The sequence below is a fragment of the Sporacetigenium sp. TC11 genome, assembly GCF_058146105.1.
In genome coordinates this window covers 168,937-187,517 of record NZ_JBYVNY010000004.1, presented here as the reverse complement: position 1 = coordinate 187,517, position 18,581 = coordinate 168,937, and the positions used below count along the sequence as shown (strand labels likewise).

Sequence of the window (18,581 nt, the reverse complement as noted above, 5' to 3'; positions counted from 1 at the left end):
TTTAGTTTCAGGAGGTAATAATTATGGAAGTTATATTAAAGGATATAATAAATAGAAATAAAAAATATACAAATTACGGACAAGTTGCAACTTACATACCGGAACTCAAAAATGCTAATAGAGAAGATCTTGGGGCTTGTATAATAGATATGAATAATAATGTATATATATCAGGAAATTGTGATAAAAAATTTACTATTCAAAGCATATCAAAACCTATAGTGTTAGCATTAGCTATAATGGACAATGACAAAGAATATGTTTTTTCGAAGGTAGGAATGGAGCCTAGCGGAGATCCTTTTAATTCTATAACAAAACTAGAGACAAATTATACTAAAAAGCCATCTAACCCAATGATAAATGCTGGAGCTATAGTTGCAACATCTCTTATTAAAGGAAAAAGTATAGAAGAAAAAGAACAAAGGATGATGAGTTTCTTTAGAAAGTTATCTAAAAATACTAACTTAAGGATAAATTATGATGTGTACAAATCTGAGAAACTAACTGGAGATAGAAATAGGGCTATGGCATACTTTCTGAAGAACGATGGAATAATAGAAGGGGATGTAGAAGCAATATTGGATTTGTACTTTAAGCAGTGCTCTATAGAGATAGACGTTGTAGATTTGGCTAGAATAGCTGTAAATTTAGCTTCTAATGGAGTTGATATAACAACGGGAGAAAGAATTATAGATGAAGAAACTTCTAGAATAATAAAAACATTTATGGTTACCTGTGGTATGTATGATGCATCAGGAGAATTTGCTATAGAAGTTGGGGTACCTGCAAAGTCAGGGGTAGGCGGTGGAATAATGGCATCAGTTCCAACAAAAATGGGTATAGGGGTATTTGGACCAGCCCTTGATAAAAAGGGAAATAGTATAGCTGGAACTAAAGTATTGCAAGATCTATCAAAGGAGTTAAAACTAAATATTTTCTAAAATATAGAATTTTTTGACAATTACCTTTAATTTGTTATATAATAAGATTAATGTATATAATTTTTTATTAGGGGTGGGGACATGAAAGATGTCTTGGTATTAAGGGAATTAGAGGGGATAAAGGCAATATCGCATCCTTATAGGATCGATATATTAGAGTCATTTGATAAGGAACCGCTATCGGCAAAACAACTATCAGAAATATTAAAAGAGCCTCATGCCAAAATTAATTATCATATTAAGACTTTGCATAAGGCAGGGATATTAGACTTAGTAAGCCAAAAAATAAAGTCAGGCATAATTGAAAAATATTATTTACCAACAGCAAAGCGAATAGTAATTGGAAAGAATATACTGAGTTTTGAATTAGAAGAAGATATAAATAAAAATCAAGAATACATATCTTTGTTTGAAAAAATAAGTTATGATTTTTATAATGCAATAGAGAATAACGTTGTAGACCAGAATAATATAAATCACTTTAATAATATAAGTTTAACTCAAAAAGAAGCTAATGAAATTATGGGAGCTATAAATGAAAAAATAGCAGAGGTAATAAAGAATAGATATGATTTTAACGGGGAATATGAGTGTAAATATGACATATCAATGCTGGTATTACCAAAAGATTAGGTATCGACAAACTGTTGATACTTATTTTTTTGGGTATAATTAATATATAATACTTTGAGTAAGGTCCCATTTTTTCAAGGAGGTAATTATTATGTTAGTTATAGGCCCGCATATATCAATATCTAAAGGATTCTCAAAGGCTGCTCAAACCGCTGTAGATATAGGAGCAAATACATTTCAATTTTTTACTAGGAACCCAAGAGGTGGAAGTGTCAAAGAATTTAACGAAAAAGACATAGAAAAGTTTCAACAAATAAGAAAAGAAGAAAACTTTGGACCATTACTTGCACACGCTCCATACACAATGAATCTAGGTGGAGCAAAGGATGAAGTTTATGAATTTGCAAGAAGAGTATTTAAAGAAGATATACAGAGAATGGACTCAATAGGTGTAGAATATATGTGTTTTCATCCAGGTAGCCATGTGGGAGGAGGAATAGATTTTGGAATAGAAAGAATAGCCTTTGCTCTTAATGAAGCTATAACAGGAAATGAAAAAACAACTATACTACTAGAAACCATGGCTGGAAAAGGAACTGAAATAGGATTTGAATTTGAACAACTAGGCAAAATAATAGATAAAGTAGAACATAAAGATAGAATAGGAATATGTTTTGATACATGCCATATTTTTTCAGCAGGATACGATATAGTAAACAACTTAGATGGTGTATTAGATGAATTTAATAATATAATAGGATTAGATAGATTAAAAGCTATTCATTTTAATGATAGTATGATGCCTTTTGGAAATAATAAAGATAGACATGCTGGAATAGGTGAAGGTCAAATAGGTTTTGATGCGTTAATTGGACTTATGACCCATCCTAAACTAAATCATCTACCCTTTTATCTAGAAACTCCTTATGATGATGCTGGACATGCTAAAGAAATTAAGATGTTAAGGGAGATAGTTTGTAAATAATATATTTTATTGTATAATTATATTGTAAATAAATAACAGGGGGAGAATTTATGAAAAATTTAGGTAATACAAATTTAAAAATAAGTAGAGTTGGGTTTGGCGGTATACCTATTCAAAGAATATCTCAAGAAGATACTAATGAGGTAATAGATGAATTAAGAAAAAATAATATAAATTTTATAGATACAGCCAGAGGTTATACTATAAGTGAAGAATATATAGGAAATGCAATAAAAAATGATAAAAATAATTGGATAATAGCGACTAAAAGTATGACCAGAACATATGATGGTATGAAATCTGATATAGAAATTAGCTTAAATAATTTAAAAAGAGATTATATAGATTTATATCAAATACATAATTTGAAATTAGAAGAGTGGGATAATATATTTGAAGGAGCATATAGAGCTTTATTAGAAGCTAAGGAATCCGGAAAAATAAAGCATATAGGTATAACTAGCCATAGTTTAGACGTTATAGAAAAAGCAATAGAAAGTGATAAATTTGAGACGATACAATTTCCATATAATATAGTGGAGAATCAGGCTGATGAAACTTTTAAAAAAGCCCATGAAAAAAATATAGGTATAATAGTAATGAAGCCTTTAGCTGGTGGAGCTATAAGAGATGGGAAACTAGCTATTAAATATATTTTATCTAAAGATTATATAAATGTAGCTATACCTGGCATGGATAGCGTAGAACAGGTTTTGGATAATGTATCAGTTCTTGAAGATTTAAATTTAAATGATGAAGATCTAAGAAAAATAGATGAAATAAGGGATTCTTTGGGAAATAGATTTTGTAGGAGATGTGAATATTGTATGCCTTGCCCTGTAGGTATAAACATACCTATGAACTTCTTAATAGAAGGATATTACACTAGATATAATCTACATGATTGGGCTAATGAAAGATATTCAGGATTAGATAAAAAGGCTAAGGACTGTGAAGAATGTGGATTCTGTGAAACTAAATGTCCATACCAACTTCCTATAAGAGAAATGTTAAAAGACGTGTCTAAAGTTTTAGATAAATAAACATAATAAAAACAGGGGGATACCCCTGTTTTTATTATGTTCAACTGATAAGCTTGAGCAACGCGAATTTTTATTTATTTTCAACAATTTGGTAATTAACACTGTATTTAGAAATTGGGTAAAGTTCTATTTCAACTCTAGGGTTATCTTTATCTATATAGTCAAATAATAAAACAGGTTTTAGTTGTTTATCATTTACAATTATTCCGCTTTTTTCTATGCCATCGCATATACTTTTAGGATAATTATGTAAATCCCCCATTTTCTTGTTTGGAAAATATAACTTCAAGATAGTTATAAGATTTTCTTCAATTTGTGGCCCTTGATATTGCTGATTTATATACCCGGCTATCATATTTTCATAAGCTATATATTTTGAATGTTTACCTTTCATAGGCATCCACGATTGACCATGAATATTGTGTAGCTTAAAATTTGACTTACTAATAGGTCTTCCAGGTACTATTATCTTAACCATACTATCACCATCCTTGTACCTTAAATATTATAGACCTAAAAATAAATTAAAGAAAGGGCAAATTATGGACAAGTATAAAATAAAAGATTATTGTAAATCTATAGGTATAGATTATGTTGGAGTAATAAAAGCAGAACCATTTGATGAACTAAGGGAGATTTTAAAAGAAAGAATTAGAAATGGATACTATACAGGTTTTGAAGAAGAAAATATAGAAAAAAGGGTAGATCCAAGGATTACTATGGACAATGCAAATTCAATTATTGTATGTTTATTTCCATATTATTCGTTAGACATGGAAAGATCTAATATATCTAAATATACATATGGAAAGGATTATCATGTAGTAGTAAAAGATAAACTAGAAAGTATATGTAAGTTTGTAGAAAATAAGGTAGATGGATTTGAGTATATGTACTATACAGATACAGGTCCTTTGGTAGATAGATATCTCGCTTATTTATCTGGAATAGGTTATTTTGGAGTGAATAATAATATAATAAATGATGAGTACGGATCTTATATTTTCATAGGATATATAATAAGTAATCATAATTTCTATGAATATGATAAACCATTAGATGAAACTTGTATAAAATGCGGTAAATGTGTGAAGATGTGCCCAGGAAACGCAATATTAGGAAATTTTGAAATAAATCCCAAAAGGTGTATATCCTTTTTAACTCAAAAAAAAGAAGATTTACTAGAAGAAGAAATAAATATATTAAAGAATAATGAAAAAGTATTTGGATGTGATATATGTCAAGATGTATGTCCTCATAATAAGAATAAAAAAATTACTAACATAACCGAGTTTAAAGAAAATTTGATATATAATTTAGATTACAATGAATTAAAGGATATATCAAATAAAGAATTTAAAAGAAAATATGGAGATAGATCTTTTAGCTGGAGAGGGAAAAAAATAATAATTAGAAATATGGATTTTATAAAAAAGTCTTCTGATTAATATAATTAGAAGACTTTTTTAAATTTCCTACCTATAACATGAACAAAGTGAATTTTTAAAATTTTTACTAACATTGACATGCCCTCATACATAGTATGTATAAATCATAAAAAGGAGGGGATATTATGAAAAAATATAATACTACTGCTGAATTAACTTCATTAGAAGGTATATTAGGTCAAAAGGAAGCTACAAAGGCTATGGAATTTGGCTTAAAAATAGAAGACCCTGCTTATAATATATACTTAGCTGGAGAATCAGGAACTGGCAAAACTACTTATGCTTTAGGTGTATTAAACCAATATGCAGAAGATAAACAAGATCATAAAGATTGGTGTTATGTGCATAATTTTGAAAGTCCAAGAGAACCTATAGCCTTATCTTTTGAAAAAGGTATGGGTAAAGTATTTACAAAAGATATGGAAAAATTAATTGAAACATTGTTAGATGAACTGAGAGCAGCATTTGAAAGTGAAGAATTTGAAATAGGAAAAAATCAGATAATAGATGAATATGAAATAGAAAAAGAATCTTTAATTCAGCAAATTAAAAAGTATGGAGAAGAAAAAGGGTTTAAACTTAAAAATAGTAAAATAGGTATGGTGTTTACTCCAATAGATGAAGACATAGATACTACAAGTGAAGAGTTTTATAAAGTAAAGAGAGAATTAGAAAACATATCTATACAATTAGTATATAAAGTAAAAGATTTAGAAGAAGAAGCTAAAGAAGCCATATTAGATTTAGAAGAGCAAATAGGGACGTATATAGTAGACCCTCACATAGAAACTATGATGAATAAATATGGAGAAGATCCAAGAGTTAAGGAATATATAAATTATTTAAGAGATGATGTATTAGAGTATATATACTTATTTTATATGGATGAAGAAGACTTAAAAGATAAATATGATAAAAACCATTTCACAAGATATAAAGTAAATTTATTTGTAGATAATGGAGCAGATAGAAGTAGCTCTTCGGCACCAGTAATAGTAGAAATAAATCCTAGCCCAAGTAACTTATTTGGCAAGGTAGAGTATGACACATATAATGGATCTCTAAAAACAGATTTTACTAAGATAATACCAGGAGCAGTACACAAAGCTAATGGAGGGTATTTAGTTTTATATGCAGATCAAATTTTAAGATATCCTATATCTTGGGATATGTTAAAAAGAACTATTCAATCAAAAAAAATAACAATAGATACACTAACTGGAGTAAAGCCTGAAGCTATACCTATTGACATGAAGGTTATACTAATTGGAAATGGCTATCTATATAATTCTCTTTATAGATATGATAGTGAATTTAATAAGTATTTTAAAATACTTGTAGATTTTGAAAGCGATATGAATAAAACTGATGATAATAAGTTAGGAGTAGCAATGTTCGTAGCGTCATATTGTAATAAAAACAATTTAAAACACTTCACATATGATGCTGTTGAATCTCTATTAAAATATAGTTCTAGAATATTAGGGGATAATAATAAACTATCTACAAAATTCAATAAAATAGTTGAAATAATAGTAGAAGCTAATGCATTTGCAAGTATTAGAAAAGGAGAATTTGTAGATAAAGAAGATGTAAAAGAAGCTATATATGAAAGATGGAATAGACTTAATAAATGGGAAAAGAGAATAGATGAGTCATTTAAAAAAGGGTTTATATTATTATCAACTCAAGGTGAAAGGGTAGGAGTTATAAACGGATTATCAGTTTTAAATATGGGAGAATATTCATTTGGTAGACCATCAGTAATAAGTGTTACTACAAGTCCTGGTAGTTCAGGCATAATAAATATTGAAAGAGAAGTTGATATGAGTGGTCCTATACACAGCAAAGGAGTATTAATACTTGAAGGATATATATCAGAAAATTTCTCTGAAAAATGCCCTATATCTTTAACTTCTCATATATGCTTTGAACAAAATTATGGAGGTGTAGATGGAGATAGCGCATCAGGTGCAGAATTATATGCCCTACTTTCATCGTTAAGTGGAGTTCCTATAAAACAAAATATAGCAGCTACAGGGTCTATAAATCAAAAAGGAGATATTCAAGTAGTCGGTGGAGTAACAGAAAAAATAGAAGGATTTTATTCTATTTGTAAGCGAAATGGATTAACTGGAGATCAAGGAGTAATACTTCCAAAAAATAACTTACAAAACTTAGTATTAATAGATGAAGTTCAAGAAGCTATAGATAGTGGTAAATTCCACATATATCCAATAGATAGAATAGAAGAAGCTGTAGAAATATTAACTGGAAAATCATTTAATGAAATAAAGGAATTAGTTATAGAAAAATTAGTTAAATACCATGAAATGACTAAATCTTAATTAAAATTTGTAAAAATAGCTCTTATGAGCTATTTTTTCTTTTTTTGAAGTAAATAAATTATATGGCTATGTTAAATACTATAAATATAAAATGTTTTACAAAAGCGTTTGGAGGATAAATATGATAATAGGAAGCTGCGAAATTGAACTAATCATATATAATGCAAATTCTCTAAAAGAAAAAAGGCATGTTATAAAAAGTATAATAGAAAGACTTAAAAATAGGTTTAATATATCTATTTGTGAGATAGGAGAGCATGATAAATGGCAAAAAAGTATAATAGGATTATGTACTTTGTCTAATTCTTCTAAATTAGTTAATGAAACTATAGATAAAATAATAGATTTTATAGACAATGATAGTAGGATTGAAATAATAGATGTTGTAAGAGAAACTTTATAGGGGGAAAACTTATGAAAAATATAAATAATATACTAGATATATTAGAAGAAACTTATCCAAACGCAGAGTGCGAATTAAACTATAAAACACCATTTGAACTATTAATAGCTACAATTTTATCAGCTCAATGCACAGATGTTAGGGTAAATAAGATTACAAATGAGCTTTTTAAAAAATACAATACACCTAAAGATTTTGCGAATATAGATATAGAAGAATTAGAAAATATGATAAGAAGTTGTGGCTTATATAAAAGTAAATCACAAAAAATAATAAGCACGGCTAAAGCTATATTAGAAAAATATAATGGAAAAGTTCCTAATACTATGGAGGAACTTACCAAACTTGCTGGAGTAGGAAGAAAAACAGCTAATGTGGTTTTAAGTAATGCTTTTGGTCAAGATGCTATAGCTGTAGATACCCATGTATTTAGAGTTACAAATAGAGTAGGTATTGTAAAAACAACAAATCCTGAAAAAACTGAATTTGAACTTATGAAATCTATACCTAAAAACAGGTGGTCTAGGACACATCATTTATTTATATTTCATGGGAGAAAAATATGTAAAGCTAGAAATCCAGAGTGTAGTATATGTCCTATAAAAGAATATTGCAATTACTATAAAAAAGGAGCTGGATCTTCATGAAAAAGTCAATAATTATAGTAGTTTTTACAATTGGTATACTATTATCCAGTTTTAATATATATAGTTATGGCTATAACAGTACTGATAAAATATATAAAAATGTATATATAGAAAATATAAATGTTGGCGGACTAACTAAAGATGAGGCTTTACAAAAATTAGATAATTATAATGAAAATAGACAAATAAATTTGATATATGAAAATAAGGCATTTACATTTAACTCAAAAGATATAAATTATAACTATGAAATACAAAAAAATATAGAAAAAGCATATAACATAGGTAGAGATAATAGTTATGTAGCTAATATAAAGAAGATTTGGGATTTAAATAGAAAGTCAAAGGAAGTAATAAATTTAACTAGTAAATATGATGAAGATAAATTAAAGAATTATATAGATAATTTAAAACAAAATATAAATAAAGATTCAGTAAATGCAAAACTAAAAACTAGAAATGGAGCTATAAATATAACCCCACATATTGATGGAACAGAGATAAAATCAAATGATTTAGAAAAAGTAATAGTCAATAACTTAAATTCTAGAAGTTATGAAGATATAATAATTCCTGTAGATACAATAAAGCCGAATATAACTAGCAATTATCTATCTCAAATAAATACAGTTTTAGGCAGATTTGAAACTAAATTTAATAATAAAGTAGAAGGTAGATCTTATAATATAAAATTAGGAACATACAAGGTAAATGGAATACTTTTAAATCCTGGAGAAGAATTTTCATTTAATAATTTGACAGGAAAAAGAGGCAAAAAACAAGGATTTAAGGAAGCTCCCATTATAATAAATGGAGAATTAGAGGATGGTATAGCAGGTGGAGTTTGTCAAGTATCATCTACACTATATAATTCTGTATTATATTCAGGATTACAAATAACACAAGTTAGAAATCATTCAATACCTAGTGCTTATATTGAAAAAGGAAGAGATGCTACTTTAGTATATGGCAGGATAGATTTAAAGTTTAAAAATAATTATACTCATCCAGTGTATGTAGAAAATATAGTAGAAAAAAATAAAGTTATATCCACTATATATGGAAATTTAAATGATAAAATGGATATTAGAATAATTACGGATATTACCAAAACTATACCTAACAAAGTAGTATTTGAAACTGATGAAAATATTCCTAAAGGAGAAGAAGTAATAAAAGAAAAGGGAAGATTAGGATATAGAATAAACACTTATAGAATTTATAATGAAAATGGAAAAATAACTAAAAAAGAGCTTATTGGAGAAAGTTATTATCCACCTAAAGATAAAATAATACTAAAAGGTAAATAAAATTAAAGAAATTAATCTCCTATTTCTAAATTTGAGGATAGGAGATTAATTGTTTTTTATTTGATTTTATATTAAAATAGAAATTTAAATGTATAGAAAACATGAGGTGGTATTATATGGATTATAAATTAATAGTTACAGATATGGATGGAACTTTACTTAGCGATCATCACGAAATAAGTGAAGAAAATAAAGAAGCTTTAAAAAAGGCCATAGATAAAGGTATAAAAGTAGCTATAGCTACTGGAAGAATATATACATCAGCTAGAAATTATGCAAAACTTCTCGGAATAGATACTCCAATAATAGCTTGTAATGGAGCAATTATAAAAGAAGAACATACAGGACATGTTATATATGAAGATAAGATAGAATATAATACTTGCACAAAAATAATAGATATATTGGATAAGTATGATTTGTTTTATCAGTTTTATACTGCTGATTCATTGTTTTGTAAGGAATTAACTCACTCTTCTTTAAGATATTATAAGTTTAATCAATCTGCGTCAGAAGATATGAAAATAAATATAATTATAGATAACAATATAAAAGAAGTTATAAAAGACAAAGATATATTAAAGGTTATAATTATAGAAGATGAAAATATGGCTTTATTGCAAGAAATAAAAGAGGAACTAAAACATATTGATAATATAGAAATATGCAGCTCTTGGCACACTAATATAGAAATAATGAATAAAGGTGTAAACAAAGGACATGCAGTTAAAAGACTTGCAGAATTTTTAGGAATAAAGAGAGAAGAAATAATAACTTTTGGTGATAACTATAATGATTTGGGTATGATAGAATATGCTGGTATGGGTGTAGCTATGGGAAATGCAGAGAATTTAGTAAAAGAAAAGGCAAACTATATTACTGATAAAAATACAGAAAGCGGAGTAGCAAGGGCTTTGAATAAATTATTAAATATATAGGGGGATAAAATGAAGACAGTTTCCATAAGAGAATGTAGTGATTATATATATGAAGATATTAAAACTTCATTTAATAAAATGATTGAAGATATAGGAGGCCTTGAAAAATACATAAAAAGAGGAAGTAAAGTTTTAATAAAATTGAATCTTTTAATGAAAAAAAGACCTGAAGAAGCTACGACTACACATCCATTAGTTTTAAAAGCGTTAGCAGAAGAACTTTTAAAGTTGGATTGTGAAGTTATAGTAGGAGATAGTCCTGGAGGGCCTTATACAGAAAGGATTCTAAATGGAATATATAAAGCTTGTGGAATTGAGGAAATAGCAAACGAATTAAATATTAAGTTAAATTACGATATATCTGAAGCAAAGGTTGAAAATAAAGAAGGTAAAATACTAAAATACCTAACTGTAATAAAACCTGTAGAAGATGTAGATCATGTTATATCTCTTTGTAAACTTAAAACACATGTCATGGCTACCTACACTGGCGGAGTCAAAAACTTATTTGGAGTAATACCTGGAATGGCAAAGGCTGAATATCACTTTAAAATGCCAGATCTAAAGGATTTTACTGATGCATTGGTAGATATATGCGAATATGTAAAACCTACATTAACAATAATGGATGGAATAATAGGTATGGAAGGCGAAGGGCCGTCAGCTGGAATACCTAGAAAAGTAGGGTTGCTTATAGGTTCGTCTAATCCATATGCTTTAGATGTAGTTGGATGTAAAATAATAAATTTGGATCCAAGAACTGTTCCTACCGTACAAAGAAGTTTAGAAAGAAAACTTTTAAAAGAAGATTTCTCTGATATAATTATAGTTGGTGAGAAACTCGAAGATAAAATAATAAAAGATTATAAAATTCCTAAAAATAGAAATATAAACTTTTTTAAAGGTAAAATTCCTAAAATACTTGAACAATATGTGACACTATTTTTTACTCCAAAACCTGCCATAAGATATAAGGATTGTGTTAAATGTGGAGAATGTGCAAGAGTTTGTCCTGCCAAAACTATAGATATGAATGATAAAGGACCCGATATAAATTTAAATTCGTGCATAAGATGTTATTGTTGTCATGAACTTTGTCCTAAAAAAGCAATTGATATAAAAAGACCTTTTGTATTTAGATACATAAAATAAGGAGGAATAATATGGCTTTAAATATAGTGCTTGTAGAACCTGAAATACCTCAAAATACGGGGAATATAATAAGAACTTGTGCAGCTACTAAATCAAAACTGCATTTAGTTAGACCATTGGGATTTTCTATGGATGATAAATATTTAAAAAGATCTGGTTTAGATTACTTAGACTTAGTAGACATACAATACTATGATAGTTTTGATGAATTAAGACAAAAAAATCCAAATAGCAAGTTTTTCTATGGAACTACTAAGGTAAAACAAGCTCATTCAGATGTGGAGTATGAGGATAATTGTTTCTTAGTATTTGGAAAAGAAACAAAGGGACTTCCTGAAGATTTAATAAATGCAAATTTAGATACCTGTATAAGAATACCTATGTTAAACATAGAGAGAGCAAGATCACTAAATTTATCTAACTCAGTAGCTATAGTAGTATATGAAGCATTAAGGCAACTAGATTATCCTAGTATGAGATAACAGGATAAAATTATTAAGTGGTGAATATATATTTAATATATAGAGGGAGATTGTATAATGAGTAATATAAAAGTTGTATGTGATAGTCTATCAGACATACCGAAAACTTTAATAGAAGAATATGATATAGATATCGTTCCTCTAACAATTATAATCGACGGAAAAGAATACAGAGATGGGATAGATATATCTATAAATGAATTTTATACAAAACTTAGAACTGAAAAAGTTGTACCTAAAACTTCTCAAGCTACATATATACAGTTTAAAGAGGTATTTGATAAACACATAAAAGATGGAAAAACAATCTTATATGTTGGAGGATCATCTGCAGCATCTGGAACTTATCAGTCTGGGATTATGGCTAAAAACGATATAGATGGAGATATATATACTTTTGATACTATGAACTTTTCTTATGGAGCTGGTATGCAAGTTGTTCAAGCTGCTAAAATGGCTAAGGAAGGTAAAAATATAGAAGATATATTAAACCAACTACAAATAATGAAAGATAAAATGGATGTAATATTTTCCGTAGATACACTTGAATATCTACAAAAAGGTGGAAGAATATCTTCTACTAAGGCTGCAATAGGAACTATGCTTAACATAAAACCTATACTAGAAGTAAGAGATGGATTAGTTACAAATATAGCCCAGGTTAGGGGAAAAAAGAATGTCATATCCAAAATGGTTGAGTTAGTTAAAGAAAGAGGTGGAACAAACCTCAGTGATAAAACAATAGGCATTGGTCATGGAGATAATAAAGACGAATTGATAAAATTAAAAGAAATGATACAAAAAGAGATAAATCCGAAAGATATAGTTATATTAGATGTAGGAACATCTATAGGAACTCACGCAGGCCCTGGAGTAATGGGAATATTCTACATGAAGTAACAAAAAAACTAAATTTATAACAATCAACCCTTATAACCTATAATTATAAGGGTGTTTTTATGTAAAAACATGTCATAATATTTTAGAAGGATATCTTATATAGAAGTAGAAAGTATATTTAGTACATGAAAAATAATTAAATTAAGTCATAAATGTTAACTAATTATAATAAAATGAAATGTAGCCTTTAGATTGTAAAAATTAATAAAAAATTAACAAAAAAGGATTGAATAACGTTTTCCTAGAATGTATAATAATGGTATAGAAAATTTAGAAAAGTATAAAGAGTCTGAAAGAAGGATATAGAAGAGAGCCAATAGGCCGCCGAAGGGACAAACTTAATTCCTCCCAAGAAATTAAGTGAAATTTTCAGGCAAAAAGACTATATCTGGACAGAACCCTGGAATCAACAGGGAAAACAAATTGGGGTATTTGTTTTCCCTGTTTTTTATTACAAAAAACAACTTAAGAGAAAGTGAAGTGTTATAATTGCTGATATTAACAAACAATCCTCTTGTTAGAGATAGTAATTTAAATAAAAACATTGAATTTTTAGATGAAGATTATATTGGTATACTTAAAAAATGTAGAGATTATATACACTCTGGATATAGATTACTATCTCATCCGCTTTATGGAAGTGTTAAACCAAATGAAACTCCATATAGAACTATAATATTAAAATATGACAAAAAATTAGATATGAATTCTGTAATGTTGATAGAAGAAGCCTTAAATACAGCTACAAAATTTAGAGGAAATTTTGATACACCAAAATGGCCTTTAAATATAATAGAAGACTTCCAGGTAGTTGACCTTGATATATTCAAAAATACAATAGAAAGAATAGAGTATGTAATATAAAAAGGAGGGGTATTATGGATATGGAAAATGTATATGATTTAATAATCATAGGTGCAGGTCCCGCTGGTTTATCAGCAGGTCTTTATGGAGCAAGAGCTAAAATGAAGACGCTAATAATAGAGAAAGACAAAAATGGTGGTCAAATAGTTACAACTGAAGAAGTTGCAAACTACCCTGGATCTATACCAAATGCTACAGGGCCAAGTTTAATAGCTAGAATGGTTGAACAATGTAGAGAATTTGGTGCAGATATGGTAAAAGACACTATACTAGACACAGACCTAGAATCAGACATAAAAGTTTTAAAAGGTGAAAAAGGGGAATACAAAGCTAAGGCTATACTAATAGCTACTGGTGCTAGTCCAAGAAAATTAGGAGCTCCAGGCGAAAAAGAGTTAACAGGTAAGGGAGTATCATATTGTGCTACTTGTGATGGAGACTTCTTCACGGACTTTGAAGTGTTTGCTATAGGTGGTGGAGACACTGCAGTTGAAGAAGGTATGTTTTTAACTAAGTTTGCCAGAAAGGTAACAATAGTACATAGAAGAGATGAATTAAGATGCGCTAAGTCTATAGAAGAAAAAGCTAGAAAAAATCCTAAAATAGATATTTGGTTTGATACAGGTGTTAAAGAAATAAAGGGAGATGGAATACTTGAGTCTATAGTATTTGAAAATACTAAGACAGGCGAAATCTTTGAGTATCAAGCTGATGAAAATGATGGAACAATGGGGTTATTCGTATTTGTAGGATACTTACCACAAACTGATTTATTTAAGGATAAATTAACTGTAAATAAACAAGGATATATAATAACTGATTCAGAAATGAGAACAAATATACCAGGAGTATTTGCAGCGGGGGATTGTAGAGAAAAATCTTTAAGACAGGTAGTTACTGCTACTGCTGACGGTGCAATAGCCGTTATAGCAGCAGAAAGATATATAGATTCTAAATTTGAACATTAATATTAAAGGGGGTATTTTAATATGGTAATACTTGATAAAGAAATTTTTGAAGGTGAAGTATTAAAAGCTGATGGAGTAGTTTTAGTTGACTTTTGGAGTGAAGGTTGTGAACCATGTAAGGCTTTAATGCCAGATATAGAACAATTAGAAGGCGAATATGGTGATAAACTTAAATTCTGTAAATTAGATACAACTAAAGCTAGAAGATTAGCTATACAACAAAAGGTTTTGGGATTACCTACAATAGCTATATATAAAGAAGGCCAAAAAATAGATGAAGTAACTAAAGAAGATGCTAGTAAATCTAGAGTAGAAGAAATGATAAAGAAACACATATAGTCATTTAAGTTGTAAGAGTTGAGGATTATTTGATTCTTAACTTTTAAATAAATATTAGGGGGTGCACCACATGCGTCTTGAATTAGGTAAGATCTTCATAAATGATGTACAATTCGCTGATGTGACTAAAATTGAAAGTGGCGTTTTATATATCAATAAAGAAGAAATGATAAGGGAGATTGGTGGAGATGAGCGTATAAAGTCAATAGATATAGAATTAGCTCATCCAGGAGAAAGTATAAGAATAACTCCTGTTAAAGACGTTGTAGAACCAAGAGTAAAAGTAGAAGGTAAGGGGGGAATATTCCCAGGAATACTTTCTAAGGTTGATACAGTAGGAGAAGGTAGAACTCATGCATTAAAAGGAATGGCTGTTGTAACTACTGGTAAAATAGTTGGTTTCCAAGAAGGTATAGTAGATATGACTGGACCAGGTGCTGACTATACTCCATTTTCTAAACTACATAATGTAGTGGTAATAGCTGAGCCACTTGATGAATTAAAACAACATGAACATGAAAAAGCTGTTAGAATGGTAGGATTTAAAGCTGCTAGATATCTAGGAGAAGCTGGTAGAAATGTTAATCCAGATGAAATTAAAGTTTATGAAACTAAGCCTTTAATGGAATCTATAAAAGAATATCCAGAGCTTCCTAAAGTTGGATATGTTTATATGTTACAAACTCAAGGGCTATTACATGATACATATGTTTATGGAGTAGATGCTAAGCAAATAGTTCCAACTTTATTATATCCAAGTGAATTAATGGATGGTGCAATAGTAAGCGGCAACTGTGTTTCTGCTTGTGATAAAAACCCAACATATGTTCATTTAAACAACTCTGTAGTAGAAGATTTATATGAAGGACATGGAAAAGATTATAATTTCGTTGGTGTTATTATAACTAATGAAAATGTTTACTTAGCTGATAAGGAAAGATCTTCTAACTGGACTGCTAAGTTATGTAAGTATTTAGGATTAGATGCAGTTATAATTTCTCAAGAAGGTTTTGGTAATCCAGATACTGACCTTATAATGAACTGCAAAAAAATAGAAATGGAAGATATAAAAACTGTTATAGTTACAGATGAATATGCTGGTAGAGATGGGGCTTCTCAATCATTAGCAGATGCCGATCTTAGAGCAGACGCTGTTGTTACAGGCGGTAATGCAAATGAAGTAGTAGTTCTTCCAAAAATGGATAAAATCATAGGACATATAGGTGTAGTAGATGTTATAGCTGGGGGATTTGCTGGAAGTTTAAGAGAAGATGGAAGTATAGAAGTAGAAATACAAGCTATAACTGGCGCTACAAATGAAACAGGATTCGGATATTTAACTACTAAAGGATTCTAATTCAACAAACATATAAAAATTTTAAGAGGAGGATATAGTTATGAGCTTATTAGAGAATAAAAAGATCATAATAATTGGGGACCGTGACGGTATTCCGGGACCTGCAATAGAAGAATGTATAAAAACTGTAGATGGAGCTGAAGTAGTTTTTTCTTCAACAGAATGCTTTGTCTGAACTGCTGCAGGGGCTATGGACTTAGAAAACCAAAAAAGAGTTAAAGAGTTTACTGACAAATTTAGTGCAGAAAACTTAGTGGTTATTCTAGGTGCATCTGAAGCTGAAGCTGCTGGTCTAGCAGCTGAAACAGTTACTGCAGGAGATCCAACTTTTGCAGGACCGTTAGCTGGAGTAGAATTAGGATTAAGAGTGTTCCATGTTGTAGAACCTGAAATGAAAGATATATTTGATCCAGGTGTATATGATGAGCAAATCGGTATGATGGAAATGGTATTAGATGTTGATGCTATATTAGATGAAATGAGAAATATAAGAGGCCAATTCTGTAAGTTCAACGACTAATGGAAAGTCGAAAGGGGGGAATTTTATGGAGAAGTTAAGAGTAGTTCACTATATAAATCAGTTTTTTGCTGGGATAGGTGGAGAAGAAAAGGCTGATACTAAGCCACATGTAGCTAATGAGCTACCTCCAATAAGTAAACAATTAAATCAATTATTAGGGGATAATGCTGAAGTAGTAGCTGCAATAGTATGTGGTGACACATATTTTAATGAAAACTTAGAAAGCGCTACTGAAGAAGTATTAGCGATGATAAAACAGTTTAATCCTGAATTATTTATAGCAGGACCAGCCTTTAATGCAGGTAGATACGGAGTTGCAGCTGGTACTATAACTAAAGCTGTTAAAGATGAATTAAATATACCTGTATTAACTGGAATGTATATAGAAAATCCAGGGGCAGATATGTTTAAGAAAGACATATATATAGTGCAAACATCGGACTCTGCAGCTGGGATGAGAAAAGCTCTTCCAGCAGTAGCTAAATTTGCATTGAAATTAACTAAAAATGAAGAAATAGGATCACCTGAAGAAGAAGGGTACATGGCTAGAGGAATAAGAAAGAACTTCTTCTCAGACAAGAGAGGTTCTCAAAGAGCTGTTGATATGCTAGTAAAGAAAATAAAGGGTGAAAATTTTGTTACTGAATATCCAATGCCAGATTTTGATAGAGTTGAACCAAACCCAGCTGTTATAGATCTATCAAAAGCTAAAATAGCTTTAGTTACTTCTGGAGGAATAGTTCCAAAAGGAAATCCAGATAGAATAGAGTCTTCATCAGCTTCAAAATATGGAAAGTATAGCTTAGCTGGTTTTGAGGATTTAACAGAAGAAACTCATGAAACAGCTCATGGTGGATATGACCCAGTTTATGCAAACCTAGATGCTGACAGGGTATTACCTGTTGATGTATTAAGAGATATGGAGAAGGAAGGTAAGATAGCAAAATTACATGAATTCTACTATGCAACTGTTGGTAACGGTACAGCTGTTGCAAGTGCTAAAAAGTATGCGGCTGAAATAGGTAAAGAATTAAAAGAAGCTGGTGTAGATGCAGTTATATTAACTTCTACATGAGGCACTTGTACGCGTTGCGGTGCAACGATGGTAAAAGAGATAGAAAGAGTTGGTATACCTGTGGTTCACATGTGTACTGTAGTTCCAATATCATTAACAGTTGGGGCTAATAGAATAGTTCCAACAATAGCTATACCTCATCCATTAGGAAACCCATCAGTAGATGCTAAGGAAGAAAAATCATTGAGAAGAAAATTAGTAGAAAATGCATTAAAAGCTTTAACTACTGAAGTGGATGGTCAAACAGTATTTGAAAATCAATAAAATAGATGGGCTTTTGCCCATCTA

Annotated in this window: 20 protein-coding genes and 1 riboswitch; of the genes, 19 read left to right on the top strand and 1 reads right to left on the bottom strand. The window is 29.5% G+C overall.

Annotated features, from left to right (window positions below):
* Nucleotides 1-23: 23 nt before the first annotated feature.
* From glsA to ACUSRV_RS08680, 4 genes are all read left to right on the top strand, one after another.
* A complete protein-coding gene (gene glsA, locus ACUSRV_RS08695; protein WP_490141549.1) occupies nt 24-941 on the top strand; it encodes a glutaminase A in 918 nt (305 codons plus the stop codon).
* A gap of 81 nt (nt 942-1,022) precedes the next feature.
* Nucleotides 1,023-1,574, top strand: coding sequence for an ArsR/SmtB family transcription factor (locus ACUSRV_RS08690; protein WP_490141548.1), 552 nt, complete (start codon nt 1,023-1,025; stop codon nt 1,572-1,574).
* Nucleotides 1,575-1,665: 91 nt separating this feature from the next.
* The gene (locus ACUSRV_RS08685) at nt 1,666-2,499 is read left to right on the top strand and encodes a deoxyribonuclease IV (protein WP_490141547.1); all 834 of its coding nucleotides are present in this window, start codon (nt 1,666-1,668) and stop codon (nt 2,497-2,499) included.
* 50 nt (nt 2,500-2,549) lie between these two features.
* Entirely contained in the window at nt 2,550-3,542 is a 993-nt protein-coding gene (locus ACUSRV_RS08680; RefSeq protein ID WP_490141546.1) for an aldo/keto reductase, read from the top strand.
* Nucleotides 3,543-3,612: 70 nt separating this feature from the next.
* Here ACUSRV_RS08680 and ACUSRV_RS08675 read toward each other — a convergent pair whose 3' ends face one another.
* Nucleotides 3,613-4,020 carry a RusA family crossover junction endodeoxyribonuclease gene (locus tag ACUSRV_RS08675; RefSeq protein WP_490141545.1) on the bottom strand — a complete coding sequence of 136 codons (408 nt, stop codon included), beginning with the start codon at nt 4,018-4,020 and terminating at the stop codon, nt 3,613-3,615.
* Between the two features lie 64 nt (nt 4,021-4,084).
* Here ACUSRV_RS08675 and queG point away from each other — a divergent pair, with 64 nt between their 5' ends.
* From queG to grdB, 15 genes are all read left to right on the top strand, one after another.
* Nucleotides 4,085-4,990 carry a tRNA epoxyqueuosine(34) reductase QueG gene (queG, locus tag ACUSRV_RS08670; protein WP_490141544.1) on the top strand — a complete coding sequence of 302 codons (906 nt, stop codon included), beginning with the start codon at nt 4,085-4,087 and terminating at the stop codon, nt 4,988-4,990.
* A gap of 125 nt (nt 4,991-5,115) precedes the next feature.
* Nucleotides 5,116-7,338: a Lon protease family protein gene (locus tag ACUSRV_RS08665; protein ID WP_490141543.1), complete on the top strand. Its 2,223-nt coding sequence runs from the start codon at nt 5,116-5,118 to the stop codon at nt 7,336-7,338.
* A 121-nt stretch (nt 7,339-7,459) separates the two neighbouring features.
* On the top strand, nt 7,460-7,741 hold the full coding sequence (locus ACUSRV_RS08660) for a DUF503 domain-containing protein (protein ID WP_490141542.1): 282 nt from the start codon (nt 7,460-7,462) through the stop codon (nt 7,739-7,741).
* 11 nt (nt 7,742-7,752) lie between these two features.
* Nucleotides 7,753-8,388 carry an endonuclease III gene (gene nth, locus ACUSRV_RS08655; RefSeq protein WP_490141541.1) on the top strand — a complete coding sequence of 212 codons (636 nt, stop codon included), beginning with the start codon at nt 7,753-7,755 and terminating at the stop codon, nt 8,386-8,388.
* The gene (locus ACUSRV_RS08650; protein ID WP_490141540.1) at nt 8,385-9,698 is read left to right on the top strand and encodes a VanW family protein; all 1,314 of its coding nucleotides are present in this window, start codon (nt 8,385-8,387) and stop codon (nt 9,696-9,698) included. Before nth ends, ACUSRV_RS08650 begins: the two co-directional genes overlap by 4 nt.
* 116 nt (nt 9,699-9,814) lie before the next feature.
* A complete protein-coding gene (locus ACUSRV_RS08645; RefSeq protein ID WP_490141539.1) occupies nt 9,815-10,636 on the top strand; it encodes a Cof-type HAD-IIB family hydrolase in 822 nt (273 codons plus the stop codon).
* A 9-nt stretch (nt 10,637-10,645) separates the two neighbouring features.
* Nucleotides 10,646-11,788 (top strand): DUF362 domain-containing protein, encoded by a 1,143-nt coding sequence (locus tag ACUSRV_RS08640; RefSeq protein WP_490141538.1) that lies wholly within the window; start codon nt 10,646-10,648, stop codon nt 11,786-11,788.
* An 11-nt stretch (nt 11,789-11,799) separates the two neighbouring features.
* A complete protein-coding gene (gene trmL, locus ACUSRV_RS08635; protein WP_490141537.1) occupies nt 11,800-12,270 on the top strand; it encodes a tRNA (uridine(34)/cytosine(34)/5-carboxymethylaminomethyluridine(34)-2'-O)-methyltransferase TrmL in 471 nt (156 codons plus the stop codon).
* Nucleotides 12,271-12,327: 57 nt separating this feature from the next.
* Entirely contained in the window at nt 12,328-13,170 is an 843-nt protein-coding gene (locus ACUSRV_RS08630; RefSeq protein ID WP_490141536.1) for a DegV family protein, read from the top strand.
* A gap of 293 nt (nt 13,171-13,463) precedes the next feature.
* A riboswitch (glycine riboswitch) is annotated at nt 13,464-13,565 on the top strand.
* Between the two features lie 94 nt (nt 13,566-13,659).
* Entirely contained in the window at nt 13,660-14,034 is a 375-nt protein-coding gene (locus ACUSRV_RS08625) for a GrdX family protein (RefSeq protein WP_490141535.1), read from the top strand.
* A gap of 20 nt (nt 14,035-14,054) precedes the next feature.
* Nucleotides 14,055-15,002 (top strand): thioredoxin-disulfide reductase, encoded by a 948-nt coding sequence (trxB, locus tag ACUSRV_RS08620; RefSeq protein WP_490141601.1) that lies wholly within the window; start codon nt 14,055-14,057, stop codon nt 15,000-15,002.
* A gap of 21 nt (nt 15,003-15,023) precedes the next feature.
* The gene (gene trxA, locus ACUSRV_RS08615; protein WP_490141534.1) at nt 15,024-15,341 is read left to right on the top strand and encodes a thioredoxin TrxA; all 318 of its coding nucleotides are present in this window, start codon (nt 15,024-15,026) and stop codon (nt 15,339-15,341) included.
* A 70-nt stretch (nt 15,342-15,411) separates the two neighbouring features.
* Nucleotides 15,412-16,698: a glycine/sarcosine/betaine reductase component B subunit gene (locus ACUSRV_RS08610; RefSeq protein WP_490141533.1), complete on the top strand. Its 1,287-nt coding sequence runs from the start codon at nt 15,412-15,414 to the stop codon at nt 16,696-16,698.
* A gap of 40 nt (nt 16,699-16,738) precedes the next feature.
* Nucleotides 16,739-17,218: a glycine/sarcosine/betaine reductase complex selenoprotein A gene (gene grdA, locus ACUSRV_RS08605; protein WP_490141532.1), complete on the top strand. Its 480-nt coding sequence runs from the start codon at nt 16,739-16,741 to the stop codon at nt 17,216-17,218.
* Between the two features lie 25 nt (nt 17,219-17,243).
* Complete coding sequence (gene grdB, locus ACUSRV_RS08600) at nt 17,244-18,557, top strand: glycine reductase complex selenoprotein B (protein ID WP_490141531.1); 1,314 nt, start codon at nt 17,244-17,246, stop codon at nt 18,555-18,557.
* Nucleotides 18,558-18,581 lie beyond the last annotated feature (24 nt).

What these genes read in the sequence shown, in the direction of transcription:
- ACUSRV_RS08660 (WP_490141542.1), top strand. Translation starts at nt 7,460, where the DNA reads ATGATAATAGGAAGCTGCGAAATTGAACTAATCATATATAATGCAAAT.
- queG (WP_490141544.1), top strand. Translation starts at nt 4,085, where the DNA reads ATGGACAAGTATAAAATAAAAGATTATTGTAAATCTATAGGTATAGAT.
- ACUSRV_RS08690 (WP_490141548.1), top strand. Translation starts at nt 1,023, where the DNA reads ATGAAAGATGTCTTGGTATTAAGGGAATTAGAGGGGATAAAGGCAATA.
- ACUSRV_RS08610 (WP_490141533.1), top strand. Translation starts at nt 15,412, where the DNA reads ATGCGTCTTGAATTAGGTAAGATCTTCATAAATGATGTACAATTCGCT.
- ACUSRV_RS08685 (WP_490141547.1), top strand. Translation starts at nt 1,666, where the DNA reads ATGTTAGTTATAGGCCCGCATATATCAATATCTAAAGGATTCTCAAAG.
- ACUSRV_RS08645 (WP_490141539.1), top strand. Translation starts at nt 9,815, where the DNA reads ATGGATTATAAATTAATAGTTACAGATATGGATGGAACTTTACTTAGC.
- trxB (WP_490141601.1), top strand. Translation starts at nt 14,055, where the DNA reads ATGGAAAATGTATATGATTTAATAATCATAGGTGCAGGTCCCGCTGGT.
- ACUSRV_RS08650 (WP_490141540.1), top strand. Translation starts at nt 8,385, where the DNA reads ATGAAAAAGTCAATAATTATAGTAGTTTTTACAATTGGTATACTATTA.
- trmL (WP_490141537.1), top strand. Translation starts at nt 11,800, where the DNA reads ATGGCTTTAAATATAGTGCTTGTAGAACCTGAAATACCTCAAAATACG.
- glsA (WP_490141549.1), top strand. Translation starts at nt 24, where the DNA reads ATGGAAGTTATATTAAAGGATATAATAAATAGAAATAAAAAATATACA.
- ACUSRV_RS08640 (WP_490141538.1), top strand. Translation starts at nt 10,646, where the DNA reads ATGAAGACAGTTTCCATAAGAGAATGTAGTGATTATATATATGAAGAT.
- ACUSRV_RS08675 (WP_490141545.1), bottom strand. Translation starts at nt 4,020, where the DNA reads ATGGTTAAGATAATAGTACCTGGAAGACCTATTAGTAAGTCAAATTTT.
- ACUSRV_RS08665 (WP_490141543.1), top strand. Translation starts at nt 5,116, where the DNA reads ATGAAAAAATATAATACTACTGCTGAATTAACTTCATTAGAAGGTATA.
- ACUSRV_RS08630 (WP_490141536.1), top strand. Translation starts at nt 12,328, where the DNA reads ATGAGTAATATAAAAGTTGTATGTGATAGTCTATCAGACATACCGAAA.
- nth (WP_490141541.1), top strand. Translation starts at nt 7,753, where the DNA reads ATGAAAAATATAAATAATATACTAGATATATTAGAAGAAACTTATCCA.
- ACUSRV_RS08680 (WP_490141546.1), top strand. Translation starts at nt 2,550, where the DNA reads ATGAAAAATTTAGGTAATACAAATTTAAAAATAAGTAGAGTTGGGTTT.
- trxA (WP_490141534.1), top strand. Translation starts at nt 15,024, where the DNA reads ATGGTAATACTTGATAAAGAAATTTTTGAAGGTGAAGTATTAAAAGCT.